The 14,911-nt window shown below is 36.1% G+C and carries 15 protein-coding genes and 1 riboswitch; of the genes, 4 read left to right on the plus strand and 11 right to left on the minus strand.

What is annotated here, in order from left to right; genetic code table 11:
• Both BLR11_RS10390 and BLR11_RS10395 read right to left on the minus strand, forming a co-directional pair.
• A partial coding sequence (locus tag BLR11_RS10390) for a CaiB/BaiF CoA transferase family protein (protein WP_091651682.1) occupies positions 1-905 on the minus strand: 905 nt, incomplete at its 3' end.
• A 449-nt stretch (positions 906-1,354) separates the two neighbouring features.
• Entirely contained in the window at positions 1,355-2,467 is a 1,113-nt protein-coding gene (locus BLR11_RS10395; protein WP_091651684.1) for a L,D-transpeptidase, read from the minus strand.
• 193 nt (positions 2,468-2,660) lie between these two features.
• On the opposite strand from BLR11_RS10395, the gene BLR11_RS10400 reads away from it, so the two are divergent.
• Complete coding sequence (locus BLR11_RS10400) at positions 2,661-3,335, plus strand: FadR/GntR family transcriptional regulator (RefSeq protein ID WP_091651685.1); 675 nt, start codon at positions 2,661-2,663, stop codon at positions 3,333-3,335.
• Positions 3,336-3,533: 198 nt separating this feature from the next.
• Here BLR11_RS10400 and BLR11_RS10405 read toward each other — a convergent pair whose 3' ends face one another.
• The 9 genes from BLR11_RS10405 to rpmH all read right to left on the minus strand — a co-directional run bounded on the left by BLR11_RS10405 (position 3,534) and on the right by rpmH (position 11,397).
• A complete protein-coding gene (locus BLR11_RS10405; protein WP_091651687.1) occupies positions 3,534-4,820 on the minus strand; it encodes an L-lactate MFS transporter in 1,287 nt (428 codons plus the stop codon).
• Between the two features lie 74 nt (positions 4,821-4,894).
• A riboswitch (ZMP/ZTP riboswitch) is annotated at positions 4,895-4,978 on the minus strand.
• 126 nt (positions 4,979-5,104) lie between these two features.
• On the minus strand, positions 5,105-5,818 hold the full coding sequence (rsmG, locus tag BLR11_RS10410; RefSeq protein WP_091651690.1) for a 16S rRNA (guanine(527)-N(7))-methyltransferase RsmG: 714 nt from the start codon (positions 5,816-5,818) through the stop codon (positions 5,105-5,107).
• Position 5,819: 1 nt separating this feature from the next.
• Positions 5,820-7,694 (minus strand): tRNA uridine-5-carboxymethylaminomethyl(34) synthesis enzyme MnmG, encoded by a 1,875-nt coding sequence (gene mnmG, locus BLR11_RS10415; RefSeq protein WP_091651693.1) that lies wholly within the window; start codon positions 7,692-7,694, stop codon positions 5,820-5,822.
• 17 nt (positions 7,695-7,711) lie between these two features.
• A complete protein-coding gene (mnmE, locus tag BLR11_RS10420; RefSeq protein ID WP_091651696.1) occupies positions 7,712-9,091 on the minus strand; it encodes a tRNA uridine-5-carboxymethylaminomethyl(34) synthesis GTPase MnmE in 1,380 nt (459 codons plus the stop codon).
• A 61-nt stretch (positions 9,092-9,152) separates the two neighbouring features.
• The gene (gene jag / locus BLR11_RS10425; protein WP_091651699.1) at positions 9,153-9,872 is read right to left on the minus strand and encodes an RNA-binding cell elongation regulator Jag/EloR; all 720 of its coding nucleotides are present in this window, start codon (positions 9,870-9,872) and stop codon (positions 9,153-9,155) included.
• Positions 9,869-10,552, minus strand: a complete 684-nt coding sequence (locus BLR11_RS10430; RefSeq protein ID WP_425433756.1) for a YidC/Oxa1 family membrane protein insertase — start codon at positions 10,550-10,552, stop codon at positions 9,869-9,871. The genes jag and BLR11_RS10430 overlap by 4 nt, the downstream gene beginning before the upstream one ends.
• 70 nt (positions 10,553-10,622) lie before the next feature.
• Positions 10,623-10,832: a membrane protein insertion efficiency factor YidD gene (yidD, locus tag BLR11_RS10435; protein WP_091651701.1), complete on the minus strand. Its 210-nt coding sequence runs from the start codon at positions 10,830-10,832 to the stop codon at positions 10,623-10,625.
• Complete coding sequence (gene rnpA, locus BLR11_RS10440) at positions 10,829-11,191, minus strand: ribonuclease P protein component (RefSeq protein WP_091651704.1); 363 nt, start codon at positions 11,189-11,191, stop codon at positions 10,829-10,831. The genes yidD and rnpA overlap by 4 nt, the downstream gene beginning before the upstream one ends.
• A gap of 71 nt (positions 11,192-11,262) precedes the next feature.
• The gene (rpmH, locus tag BLR11_RS10445) at positions 11,263-11,397 is read right to left on the minus strand and encodes a 50S ribosomal protein L34 (protein WP_091651707.1); all 135 of its coding nucleotides are present in this window, start codon (positions 11,395-11,397) and stop codon (positions 11,263-11,265) included.
• A 478-nt stretch (positions 11,398-11,875) separates the two neighbouring features.
• On the opposite strand from rpmH, the gene dnaA reads away from it, so the two are divergent.
• The 3 genes from dnaA (at position 11,876) to BLR11_RS10460 (ending at position 14,909) form a co-directional block, all read left to right on the plus strand.
• Positions 11,876-13,366, plus strand: coding sequence for a chromosomal replication initiator protein DnaA (gene dnaA / locus BLR11_RS10450; RefSeq protein WP_245675141.1), 1,491 nt, complete (start codon positions 11,876-11,878; stop codon positions 13,364-13,366).
• Between the two features lie 209 nt (positions 13,367-13,575).
• Positions 13,576-14,691, plus strand: a complete 1,116-nt coding sequence (gene dnaN, locus BLR11_RS10455) for a DNA polymerase III subunit beta (protein ID WP_091651711.1) — start codon at positions 13,576-13,578, stop codon at positions 14,689-14,691.
• Positions 14,691-14,909: an RNA-binding S4 domain-containing protein gene (locus tag BLR11_RS10460; protein WP_091651713.1), complete on the plus strand. Its 219-nt coding sequence runs from the start codon at positions 14,691-14,693 to the stop codon at positions 14,907-14,909. Before dnaN ends, BLR11_RS10460 begins: the two co-directional genes overlap by 1 nt.
• Positions 14,910-14,911: the final 2 nt, after the last annotated feature.

The raw sequence follows: 14,911 nt of genomic DNA on the forward strand, positions 1-14,911 counted from the left end.
ACATCGGCTACGGTACGCTGTTTTGTCCATTCTTCGACGATCACTTTCAATTCTTCATGATGTTCGACCCGGTCCGGTGTATCTTTATAGATATCCAGTGTTTCGATATCTTCATGGCCCGTGGCCTTGCAAAACAGTCCCCAGAGCTTATTGTTGCCGACTCCGATGACACAGCTGCCGTCGCAGCAGACAAAGGAATCATAGGGATAAGTCGATTCATACCGGTTCCCGATCATTTTCGGGATGCGCCCTTCTGTCAGATAGATCATGCTGATATTAGCCATGGTTGCCACCGCCGCATCGATCAGGGCAATGTCGACCTTTTGTCCCTGCCCGGTTACGCTGCGCCCTTGAATAGCTCCCAGAATACCGATGGTCAGCCACAGTCCGCCCAGAACGTCGCCTAATGGGGTACCGGTTCTTGTCGGTCCCGTCTGCGGCCAGCCGGTAGTACTCATGATGCCGCTCATGGCCTGTGCGATGATATCATATCCCGGACGCCGGCTGTATCGGCCGACATGGCCGAAACCGGATACGCTGCCATATATGATGCGGGGATTCGTCTGTTTCAGCACGTCATATCCCAGCCCTAATTTTTCCATGGTACCGGGCCGATAATTTTCCATAACGACATCCGCTTTTTTTACCATTTCCAGGAAGATCTGCTTGCCTTCCGGTGCTTTAAGGTTTAAGGTAACCCCTTTTTTATTGCGGTTATTGGTAATATAATAGATACTTTCTTCATTCTGGAACGGTCCCATATGTCTGGCATCGTCTCCCTTGACGGGCTGTTCGATCTTGATTACATGAGCCCCCATATCCGCCAAAATCTGGCCGCTGAACGGTCCGGCCAGTACTCTTGTCAAATCCAATACTACAATACCCTCTAAACTGCCTTTACTCATTCTTTCACCTTTCCCTTTCTGAAATACCTGTCTTGTGCATCCGGGCACATGGCCTGAATGCATTCCCTTTGAACATAAGATATTATATTTCAAGATAGGGGAATAAAGCAAATAACATAGTATTTTTACATAGTATTCTTTTGTATTTATTTGTTTATTATTGTATTTTATATGATATCTATGTATTATTGACCATTATAACAATAATCTGTAATTTTTCTTTTAAAAATATAAATTTTTCAATAAATATGTCGTATATTGTTCATTTATGTATTCACATCATTGCATAGTTTAATACACTTTATCTTTTTTACAAAAATATTTTTAGGAATAAAATACTTTCTAAAAAAACAAATAAAAGTTGTTTTATATACTAAAAAAACATAAATAAAAAAAACAGCTAAAAAAATATTTATTGTATATGAACAAAAATAGTAATCCTATCGTCTCTATTTATAGGTAATTTTTAACATTTTCCCCGTCGATATAGGTTTTATATTGTTTTTCTTGTCTGTTACCGTCTGCTGTGTAGACGATATCGGTTCCGATTGTACCGTATTTAATTCATATATTAATTGGTCTGTAAGAATTCCATGTAAATGAAATAATGTATCTGCATCAGATCCATGAAAATACAACACATTGTTTTTCACAATTCCCTTCACTTCTCCATATGGACTTATCAAGATACCTTTTTCAGCATTCCAAATTAAATCAGATTTCACGGCAGCTGCCACAGCTACCGCCGGCAAATACACACTATCATCTTTTCCAACTGCTTTTAAGTTTATACGCTTACCATTTACTATTAATGTATATGCCTTAGCAATAAACGTAGGCTGCCCATCCGAGTTATTGATTTTTTCAGATATATTCTCATTGCTTTCAAAATTATCAACACCATAGCCGGCTAAAGCCTTTCTAACAGTATATATATCCAAGGGTTGTCTTTTGTATCCATCTGGATAAATATAATAAGAAATAGTATGATCTACATTACGATCAATGACAATTCGATCATAATAAATTTCAACCGGCGTACCCAACGGAATTACATTATACAAATTTTCCACATCTTTTTCATACATCCGTATACATCCATTAGAAACATAACCCCCAATAGACTCCGGCTTATTAGTACCATGAATACCATAGTTCCCGAAAAGTCCAATCCATCGATATCCTAATGGATTTTCTTCTCCTGATTCAATACGAAAATTGGTGTTATCTGGATCGATCCACTCGGGATTTATTTCTTTATCTGTAACTTTATAATATCCAATCGGGGTGGGAGTTGAAATTTTTCCAACTCCTACAGGATATATGTGTACTTTGACATTTCCCTCATATACTGTCAATAATCGACTGGCTAAGTTAAGTGTAACTTTCATCCCTTGAACTTGCGAATCCGGCAACAATGAGGCTGCCACGGAGATTTCATTCATCATTAGAGCTGATGGTTTATTTTCTTTTGATGGAGATACCGACAGTGTATTAGCCGCAAACATCAGTCCGGTCATCCATATAGTTGAAAAAATGCTTATAACTACTATCTTTAACATAAAATATCCTCATTTCTGTTTATATTGATCAATATTCATACATATAAGTGTCAAAAAATATTATATCATACGTATATTCCTTTTATCTATAATGTGTTGAATTTTCCATTTTCTCTTCTATTATCAATTAATTAGCGCTATACTGTAATAAAGTAAATTGCCGTAAAAAATAAGAACAAAGGAATCTTTACCTATGAAAAATCATAAAAAACTTTCCGAAAATGTAATTGAAAATATTCTTGCCATGATTACCGTTGATAAACGTTTTGCCATAGGTGATCAATTGCCCAATGAGTTAGAGTTAGCTCGGGAATTAAATGTAAGCCGTACAACACTACGAGAAGCTATTCGAGTTCTTATTGCTTATGGCGTTCTCGAAGTGCGTCGCGGATGCGGAACCTTTGTCACTAGTGATGCTGCAGACTTAAGACGTAATCTAGAACCGCTCACAGGAATAAAAGGAAATAGTACGGATTTATTCGAAATGCGCCTTATTATTGAACCTGAAGCTGCATACTGGGCGGCATTACGCGGCACAGACGCCGAAATCAAACGGATTGAAGAATTACAAAATATTATTGAAGAAAACCAAAAAAAGCATCATATCCATTTCAAAGATGAATATTTATTCCATCAAACAATTGCGCAAGCTTCCCATAATGAATATATGAAGGAAATTATTCCAATTCTTTATCAAGGAGTTTTAAAAGGATTCAACCTTTTATTTAAGGATAGAAATGTTATTCCCAAAAATAATCAATACCATCGTTTAATCATTGAATTTTTAAAACTCCGTAATGCCGAAGGTGCTCGAAACGCAATGAAATTACACATGCTTCATACAATTGAATGGTATAATCAAAAATAACAATGTTATAGAATAAAATACTCTGTATTTTTATATAGTTGTATGATGTCTCATTGACAATAAATGACTATCGCTCTATAATAAAGCTGTCAGATGACATATTTAGTCCATTTACAATTGTCAAAAACCATCACAACAAAAAGCAAACGAATTGTAAATTCGTTTGCTTTTTGTCGTATTAAATATTTTCATAATATCTCAATGATTAGTATATGACGGAACTTCATTTTGTTTTACTCGTTCTTCTGTTTCGGCAAGACCATGGCGAGTTTTCATCTTAAGAAAAATCATAATTAACAAGGCTACCACAAAACACCCCGAAAAAAACTGAAGTGTAACCGCATAACTATTAGTTGTTTCCTTAATAAAGGATAAAAGCAGAGGACCAGCAACTCCCGCAGCTCCCCATGCAGTAAGAATACGTCCATGAATTGCACTTAGCTCTTTGGTTCCAAAAAGATCACTAAGATATGCCGGCATACAAGAAAATCCACCACCATAACAAGTAATAATAAGAAGTACTACTATTTGAAAACTAAACGAACTTGTAATAGATGCCAGTTTAAAAAACGCTAATATTTCAATAGCAAAAAATAATATATACGTATTAGAGCGGCCAATATAATCAGAAACTGTCGCCCACGCAATACGCCCAGCTCCATTCATAAATCCAATAATGCCAACCATAGATGCGGCCATCATAGGGGACATATGAACAACTTCCTGTGCCATAGGAGAGGCCACTGCCAAAAGTGCAATCCCGCAAGTAATATTTGTAAAAAATAACCACCAAATCGTATATAGCTGCCATTTTTTCATAGCTTGCTTTACTGTAAACTGAGGCATTGCATCCGCATATTGAACTATATTTTTTTCACTAGCTTCTTTGAGTAGTGTATCCGTTGTCGGAACTTCACCTAGCTTAGGTGGGGCCAAATACAAAGACGAAGCGGTCATAATACTCATGTATACAATACCAAGAATAATAAAATTTGTAACAAGACCAAAATGTTGCACTAAAATTTGCATCGCCGGTCCAGCAATCATACTGGCAAACCCAAATCCCATAATTGCAAGTCCTGTAGCAAATCCTCGATTATCAGGAAACCATTTTACCAGTGTCGATACCGGTGTGATATATCCGGTTCCAAGACCAATCCCACCAATAATGCCATAAGAAAGATACATAAGAAATAAATTGTGAAAATACAAAGCAGCTGCAGTGCCAAACATGCCGGTACAAAAGAAACCCATTGACATAAGTCCTGACTTTTTAGGGCCTATTTTTTGCACAAAGCTTCCTAAAAATCCTGCTGATAACCCTAAAAATAAAATAGCTAAAGAAAATGTCCACGTCGTTTCTTTTAATGTAAAACCCATTGTTTCCATAATAGGTTTAGTTAATACACTCCACGCATATACACTGCCAATGCAAATATGAATACCCATAGCAGATAACGCAATTAACCAGCGATTTTTTTTCATATGTATATCTCTCCCTATAACTATAAAGGCGAGCCGACACGAAAAAAAACCGGCCGACTGGCCAAAGCATATTTATACTTTGCCCAGACGGTCGGCGCTTCTACACAATACAGTCCACGTGGTTTTTCCACTTAATTCCGTCAGTTCTGTACTGATATATTCTAATGTAGTTAGATTATATCACAATGTAAATTTATGTCAATTAGTTATCCCCACATTTTTACACAAATAACATAACTCATCATTGCCATTTTATAAGATATTCATTAGAATCTGTTTTTATATTATAATGGATTTTTTGCTGCAATTTTTGGCTTACGAGGATATTTTTTCGGACTTGTCCGATCCTTCTTTATATATAATGCCGCTCGTTTATCTTCAATCCCAATCAGATGCACCGGACGAATTTCAGCAACAGTTCCGCCTAAAATTGAAATAGCAGATGAAGCTTCTGTAAGTTCTTCTTCATATTGTGCCCCTTTTAGTGCTGCAAATACTCCACCTATTCGAACATAAGGCAATGCCCATTCCGTCAATATATTCAACCGGGCAACCGCACGGCTGGTAACAACATCGAATTGTTCCCTGTATTCCGCCCGATGCGCCTCATCTTCTGCGCGCCCATGAATAAAAGCAGCATTAGAAATACCAATCTTCGAAACAACCGTTTTAAGAAAAATTAATCTTTTTTGTAAAGAATCAAAAAAAGTAACATGCAAATCCGGCCGTAAAATAGCCAGCGGAATACCGGGAAATCCAGCACCCGTTCCTAAATCCAAAACAGCCGCTCCTTTAGGAAAATATGTTTTATCATAGCATGATAAACTATCCGCCATATGTTTAACCGCAATTTCTTTCGGCTCAGTGATTGCCGTTAAATTCATAACTTTATTTGTTTCTATTAATAATGTAGTAAATACATAAATTTGTTCATATTGTCGATCTGTTAATAAAATATTAAATGGATCGAGTGCCGCTTTAAGGTCACGGTCAAACATACTATTTTTCCTCCCGCTGTCGTTGTTCCAACACAATAAGAAGTGCCGTAATATCTGCTGGTGATACACCGGAAATGCGGCTAGCTTGTCCCAAAGAGTGTGGCCGGATTTGATCAAGCTTTTGCCGAGCTTCTCCTGACAAAGTATCGATATCAGCGTATATTATATTTTTCGGCATAAGCTTGCGTTCTAATCTATTCATCTTTTCTACCTGCTCTTGCTGTCTTTGAATATAGCCTTCATATTTTATCATAATTTCTATCTCTTCACGTACATCATCATCCAGTTTCTCTAAAGGAAATTGCGTCCTCAGCATTTCATAATCTAAATCCGTCCGACGTAATAAATCATATGCTCGAAGTCCCGTACGAATAGGAGCAGTCCCCATATTTTTTAATTTTTTCTGATTTTCTTCAGTGGGTGTGATTGAAATAGCCTTCAATTTTTCAATCGCATTTTCTATATCATTTTTTTTCTTTAAAAATACAGTATACCGTTCTTGTGTCACTAAACCCAACTGATATCCTTTTTCTGTTAAACGCAAATCTGCGTTATCCTGTCTCAGTATCAATCTATATTCTGACCGACTCGTCATAATACGATACGGTTCATTGGTTCCTTTTGTAACTAAATCATCAATAAGTACTCCCATATAGGCTTCTGCGCGGGTTAATATAAATGGTTCTTTTTTTTGTACCTTGAGAGCCGCATTAATTCCGGCAATCAATCCCTGCGCCGCAGCTTCTTCATAGCCGCTTGTTCCATTAGATTGTCCTGCAGAAAATAATCCACTGATTTTTTTTGTTTCCAAAGATAATGTCAGTTGTGTGGGATCAAGACAATCATATTCAATAGCGTATCCTGGCCGCATAATTTTAACATCTTCCAGTCCAGGAATAGTTCTTAAAAAATCATATTGTACGTCCGTAGGAAGACTCGTACTCATTCCCTGCACATACATTTCTTCCGTCATTTCTCCTTCTGGTTCAATAAACAGCTGATGCCTCTTTTTATCGGCAAAACGAACAATTTTCGATTCAATAGACGGACAATATCGTGGTCCAATTCCCTGAATAAGACCATTACACATAGGAGCTCTATCAAGGTTATTTCTTATAATACGATGCGTTTCCTCATTTGTAAACGTCAACCAGCAAGATTGTTTATTGCATTCCGTTCGCTGAGAAAGAAATGAAAACGCATGCCCTTTTACATCTCCTTTCTGTTCACTCATTTCACTAAACCGCAATGTACGCCGATCAACACGTGCCGGCGTTCCTGTTTTAAAACGCATTAATTGAATTCCATTTTTAAGCAAAGATTCCGATAAATCTTCTGCTGAACGCTGTCCTATGGGACCACCTGAATAGGCACAATCTCCAATAATAATTTTCCCTTTAAGATAGGTTCCAGTTGCTAAAATAACACACTTGGCCTGATATATCTCACCTAATTCTGTTTCTATACCCTTAATTTTACCGCTTTCCACAAGCAGCTTAGTCACCATAATCTGCTTAACATCAAGATTTATTTGATTTTCCAGCGTTTTTGTCATTGTCGATTGATATAGTTTTTTATCAGATTGCGCCCGCAATGAATAAACTGCCGGACCTTTTCCGGTATTAAGCATACGCATTTGTAAACAAGTTTTATCTGTATTGATTGCCATTTCACCGCCCAACGCATCTATTTCTCTGACAAGGTGACTCTTGCCCGGTCCGCCGACAGCCGGATTACAAGGCATAAGCGCAATATTATCTAAATTCAATGTTGCCATTAATGTTTTTACACCCAGCCGTGCACTAGCAAGTGCGGCTTCACAGCCAGCATGACCCGCGCCAACAATAATGACATCATACGTGTCTACAACAAACATAAAATCTCCATCCCCTTTTATTTTCCTAGACAGAATCTACTAAATATTTCCGACACAATATCATCATGTATTGTATCTCCCGTAATAGATCCGAGCAATTCCCATGCTTCACGAATATCAACAATTGCACAATCAACAGGCATGTTGTTTTGTATGGTATCTAAAGCACGATTTATTGCCTCCCCGCTGCGCCGTACAAGATCAATATGTCTGGTATTAGTTAACAGTGCACTTTTTCCCTCTATAATGCCTTTATCCAGCACTAAATCTATTATTTTATTCTGCAAGTCCTGTATTCCTGATCCATTGACAGCCGATATGGTGATCATCGGATGCCCATATTCGGATAATACTTTTTTATTCACATGGACAGGTAAATCTTCTTTATTCATTACAATAATTGCATTTTGATAACGAGACGCTTCCAATATGCCCACATCATCAGCCGTAAGTGAGCGAGACCCATCTACCATAACAATGACCATATCTGCTGTATTTAAATATTTTTTCGCCCTGCTGACACCAATTTGTTCTACTGTATCGGCCGTCTCACGGATCCCTGCCGTATCAATCAAGCAAATCGGTACGCCTTTTAGCGTAATCCATACTTCAATACTATCACGAGTTGTCCCTGGAATTTCGGTAACAATAGCTCGATCTTCCTGAACTAATTGATTAAGCAGACTCGATTTTCCAGCATTAGGGGTCCCCGTAATAGCTATCATGACTCCGTCTCTAATCATCTTTCCACTGCGTGACTCTTCAAGCAATATTTGCAATTTTTTCTGAATATTCTGTAAGGCTTCTGCAACATCAGGTACGGTAATATCTTCCAAGTCTTCTTCCGGATAATCTACCATAACTTCAAGCCGTGTGATAAGTTCTGTTAAATGAATACGCATTTTCTTTACTAATTCAGATAATTTTCCCTCTAATTGGCTTACCGCATTTGTAAGGCCCGCTTTGCTTTTTGCTTGGATAATATCCATAACGGCTTCGGCCTGTGCAAGATCAATTCTTCCATTGATAAACGCTCTCTCTGTAAATTCACCCGGATTAGCTAATCGAGCACCCTGACGCAGTATTAGTGCCAATATTTCTTCTAATGACTGGTGTCCGCCATGGCATTGAATTTCCATAACATCTTCCGCAGTATACGATTTGGGTCCTTTCATCAATAATACCAATACTTCATCAATACTATATCCATTTTCATCAATAATATGCCCATATTGAATTGAATGATCTCGGCGTTTTGCTAATGGTAAATTTGATTTACTCTGAAAAATTTTATCACCAACCGCATACGCATCCCGGCCGCTGATGCGTATAATGCCAATACCGCTTTCACCGATAGGAGTGGCAATTGCTGCAATTGTATCCACTGTATCGTACATAATTTTAATTCCTCCATATGTCCAAAAAACCCGGCGCCTGCGCACCGGGTTTATTAAACCATCAATTATAATAAATCACGACATGACGATAAGGATCCTGCCCTTCACTTTCAGTCCGGACATGCTCTTTATTTTGTAAAGCCATATGAATAATTTTTCGTTCATATCCATTCATAGGCTCTAACATAACCTTATCCCCTTCATGTTTTACCCGGCTTGCCAGCCGAACTGCCAGTTGTTCTAACGTTTCTTTACGGCGCTGACGATAATTTTCAACATCAAGCATAAGGAAATACCGGTTATCTTGTCCTTGATTCGTTGTAAGATTTGTCAAATATTGAAGTGCATCTAATGTTTGTCCATGCTTACCAATCAGTATTCCTAAGTTATTTCCGTGAAGATGAAGGATCACTTTATCATTTTTAATCATTTTTTCAATAAAAACTTCACCTATGTCCATTTTTTTTAGAACATCCTGTAAAAACGCTTTTGCTTTTTCAGCTGCTTCTTCTGCGGTAAAGCCAGGAGCCGTAATTTCTGCTTCTTCTGAAATAAACTGTTCTTTTACCTGCGTTCTTTCTTCAACTGAAACTGTATCCGATTCCTGTTCTTCCGTAAAAGTCAATCGAACAACCGCCATTTTACTTCCAATACCCAGGAATCCATGAGATGGTTCTGTAACAACTTCAATTGTCACTTCATTTTCCTTTTTTCCAAGCTGGAAAAGACCCTTTTGAACTGCATCTTTTATCGTTTTGCCGGTAGATTCTATACTACTCATGCTTTCTCTCCTTTTTTATTACCATGGAACATTACCCATTGCTGTGCCCACTGGAAAACATTAGAAACAATCCAGTAAATAATAAGTCCACTAGGAAAACTCAAACTAATCCAGCCGATAAACAAAGGCATTGCAACCTGCATAATTTTCTGCTGTTTTGCTTGAGCTTCCGATGTCGCAATAGTCGTACCCGTCATCTGTTTTTGAATTGCAAATGTTGAAACGGCTGATAAAAAAGGCAGAATATACATTGGATCAGGGCTTCCTAAACTGGGCAGCCATAAAAAACTCTTAAAAGCTTCTTCATACGGATATTCACGAAGTGCATAAAATATTGCCATCAAAAAAGGCATCTGAATAATAATAGGCAGACATCCCGATAATGGATTGATACCCATTTCTTTATACAGCTTTCCCATTTCTTCCTGAAGTTTTTTCTGATTCCCTTTATATTTCTGTTGTAACGCTTTAATTTTAGGCTGTAATTCCTGCATTCCCTGCATACCATTAATCTGCTTTGCCGTAAGCGGAGCTAAAATCAGTTTAATAATAAGAGTAAGTACGATAATTGCGATACCGTAACTAGGATAGCCTATTACATTTGTAAAATTGTAGCAATATGTTAAAAAGACCTGCATAATGCCGCTTAACACATCCATGATACCACTAAAAAAGCTCAATAATCTCAACTCCCGTTCAAATAAAACAATATTTACCTACCAGACAGCCTTCATTTCATCTACCTGATAATTACGGCAGAGGATCATAACCGCCTTTATGGAAGGGATGGCATTTTAAAATACGCCGGATTGCTAAATAACTCCCTTTCACTGCACCATACTTCTGCAGCGCTTCAATCGCATATGCTGAGCATGTGGGATAAAACCGGCAGCAAGGCGGTTTTAATGGGGATATGCAAATTTGATAAAAACGTATCATAGAAATGAAAATTTTCTTCATAATGATCGCTTCTTTTTTAATACTTTTGCCCGTCTAAATAATTGCAACATATTTTGTTCCGCTTCTTTATATCCAACATGTTTCAAAAAGCTGCGGCCAATCAAAACTAAATCAAAGCCATTTTCAAGTTCCTGCTGATGCAATCGATATACTTCCTTCATCAACCTGCGACAGCGATTCCGTTCCACTGCACAGCCAATTTTCTTACCTGTAACAAATCCAATGCGGGTCTGGTGACTAGATGATCTTGGCAAAACATGAAGCACCATTAATTTATTTACATAAGACTTACTATTATGATAAACAAATTGATATTCCCGATTTTTACGTAGCCGTCTATCTTTACTTAACTTATACATACAATTTTGTCCTAATAATGCCAGAAAAACAGAAAAATCCCTTGGGAACTTTTCTGTTTATCTCGTAATAATTAAGCAGAAAGTCTTTTTCTGCCTTTCATGCGGCGTTTTTTCAAAACCATGCGGCCGCCTTTGGTCTTCATCCGTTCGCGAAAACCATGCGTTCTTTTTTTCCACAATGTATTCGGCTGATATGTCTGTTTCAAGCTAGACACCTCCTTCATCAATAGCGATAGTAATTGAAATTACACCATAACAGTGTAATTATAGACAAAAAGATAGTGACTGTCAATGATTTAAGTTCATTGTAACATAAAATTAACGTACCTTTCCATTGCAATTTTTGAATAAAACAATATGTATTATTTAAAATTATAAAATATACCGTATATAGTTTTTTTTAGTAAAAAATTTTTTTAATTTTATTTTTTTGATGATTTTGTTTGTGGATAACTTTTTACTATTGACTGATTTCTTTAAAAAGTATAGCATAAGCTGTACACAATTTCGACTTTTTGGTGTAAAATGTGTATAGATATTAACGAGTTATCCACAAGTTATGAACAATTTGTGGATAACTCGTTAATGCACTCAACTACACGTCTTATCCCCTGTATCTTTATCATTATCCACTCTTATTACCACACATTATAAACATATACACAAAGATAGGAAGAAACTAACATGGACCCAATGGAAATGGCTACTTTATGGGAATCAATTTTATCAGAATTAAAAAATTATATCCCGGAAAAATTATATGAAGCTTGGATAAAATCTTCGATTATTCCCTATTCATATGAAAATGACATATTGACCTTAGATACAATTAATCAATTCGTATGTGGCTTTGTTCAAAAAAAATATTCAACGATTTTAACAAATTCAGCTAGTCATGTCATCGGCCGCCCAACTAAAGTCATATTAATCAGCAGTGAAGCTTCTCTCCCTAAAAAACCAGTTACGCCGGAAGCGGAAACTGTTCAATTTAAAGAAGAAGAAAAAAATGAAACCTGTACTATTACTGTCAGTCAGAAACCGGAAAATATCATATCTGAACAAGAGCTTCCCGATTTTCCTATCAATGACGCCCAACCCTTATTTTCTCAAGAAAATTTTTCCTCACCATCAGAAGAATCCATAGAGGAATTAAATAGTAATTATACCTTCAATTCTTTTATTGTTGGAAACAGCAACCGTATCGCTCATGCGGCTGCTTTATCTATTGCGGAAGCTCCGGCAGTCAAATATAATCCTTTTTTTATTTATGGGGGCAGTGGATTAGGGAAAACACATTTAATGCATGCTATCGGACATCGTATACGAGAAAAATTCCCAAATCTTCGACTGCGGTGCATTACTAGTGAAGATTTTGCAAATGAATTAATTTCTTCTATTCAAGATAAAAACCCAGAGAGTTTTCGCCAGCAATATAGAAACATAGATGTCTTGCTTGTTGACGATATTCAATTTTTAGAAAATAAAGAACATACACAAGAAGAATTTTTTCATACCTTTAATAAATTATACAAAGACCATAAACAAATGGTGTTTACCAGTGACAGACCGCCTCAAGATATAAAAAAAATGGAAGATCGGTTACGATCTCGTTTTCAAGGAGGCATGGTCACTAGTATTGATCCTCCTGATTTGGAAACAAGAATGGCAATTCTTCGTAAAAAAGCTGAATTGGAACACGTAGAAATTAAAAAAGACGCTGTTGATTTTATCGCTTCAAATGTAAATGAAAATATCAGAGAATTAGAAGGGGCTTTTGTACGCGTACTTATGCAGGCTTCTGAAGAAAAATCACCTATTACCCTTGAATTAACACAACGAGCTTTAAAAGACCTTGTTCAATCGAAGGAAGAAAAAAAATATATCACAATAGATGAAATACAACGTACAGTTTGTCAGTTTTACAAAATAAAAATCGATGATCTTTTAGGAAAAAAGAAAACTAAAACAATTGCGTTACCACGGCAAATTGCAATGTATCTTTGCCGTGAACTGACTACTAATACGTTTCCTCATATAGGAAAATCATTTGGCGGACGCGATCATACAACAGTAATGCATGCTTGTGATAAAGTCATAAAAATGACAGAAAAGAACGAACAATTTAAAAGTATGATTGATCAATTAAACATCATGATAAAGGGTGTTGATAAATAGAGGTATAAGTTGTGTATATCTTGTGCTTTCTGTAAATATGTTCGTATGTGAATAACTGAGTTTAAGTTATCCACATGTTATCAACAGCGGTGGATAAGTTAAATATGCTTATTCACCGGACATATGCACAATTTCACAGTCCCTATGACTATTACTATGATTTTAGTACACAACAACTAAAAATAATCATCATGAAAAGGAGCTTTCCCATGAAACTTAAATTTAAAAAAGAAGATCTTACAAAAGGCCTCCAAACAGTTCAAAAAGTCGCACAAAATAAAAGTAATAACATTTCTTATGAAAATGGATTACTCATAAAAGCACTTAAGGATGTTATAGAAATACAAGCAAATGATTACGATATGGGAATCAAAGTCATTGTTCCCGGTATTATCGAAGAACCAGGAGAAGTTTTTATATCTAATCCATTTTTAATTGAATTAACCCGACGTCTTCCCAGTGATGAAATCGAGATGAAAAAACAAGATGCTGATACTAAATTAACTGTTCTTGGAGGAAAATCAAAATTTGAATGTCTTACCATGAATCCTGATGATTTTAATGAAGTAACACTTATCGATAGTGGATATAGCAATTTTTCTACAGACAGTATTACATTAAAAAATTTAATAGATAATACGTCTTATGCTTGTTCCACTGATGATGCCCGTCCTATTTTTATGGGAACTTTAATGGAAGTTAATGAGTCAACTTTAACGATGGTTGCTACAGATACTCATAGATTAGCTTTAAAAAAAGTAATATTAGAACAATCGATTGAACAACCTATTAAAGCGATTATTCCCAGTCGCCTTTTAGCAGAAATATCTCGTCAAATGCCAACAGATATGCCTCAAGTTGTAGAGATAACCGCTATTCGTAATAATATTGCTTTTAAATTTTCTAATGTATATATAAAAACTCGTTTAATTGAAGGCGAATTTCCGAATTATAGACGAGTTATTCCTTCTGAATTTAGTTGTAAAGTAATGGTTGAAAGAAATGAATTTACAGGATCTGTAGAAAGAACTTCGATTATCGCAAAAGACTCTCAATATGATGTTATAAATTTTATATTTGAAGATAACCAAATTAAATTAACCAGTCAACATCCTGATTATGGAACAGTAGAAGACTATGTTGCTTGTAGTATGGAAGGAGAACAACTTAATATATCTTTTAATGGAAAATTTATTTTAGATATTTTAAAACATTGTAAATCAAATGAAATTATATTAAAATCAAAAGCAAATAGCCCTATGCTTGTACAGGAAAAAGGCGAAGATTCGTATATTTATGTAGTAACACCGATGAGGACAAGATAATGGAAAAAAAAATTATTATTAAGACAGAAAAAATACAGTTAGATCAATTTTTAAAGTGGGCTGACATTATACAAAGTGGTGGTCAGATTCGTGGATTGCTTGATGAAAAAAGAATTTATATTAATGGTATTCTTTGTCATGAAAAAAGAAAACAACTACATATAAATGATGTTGTAGAAATAAAAAAAATTGGTATTTTCCGTGTTTCCGGAGAATAAAA

Source organism: Megasphaera paucivorans (assembly GCF_900103535.1).
GTDB lineage: Bacteria > Bacillota > Negativicutes > Veillonellales > Megasphaeraceae > Megasphaera_A > Megasphaera_A paucivorans.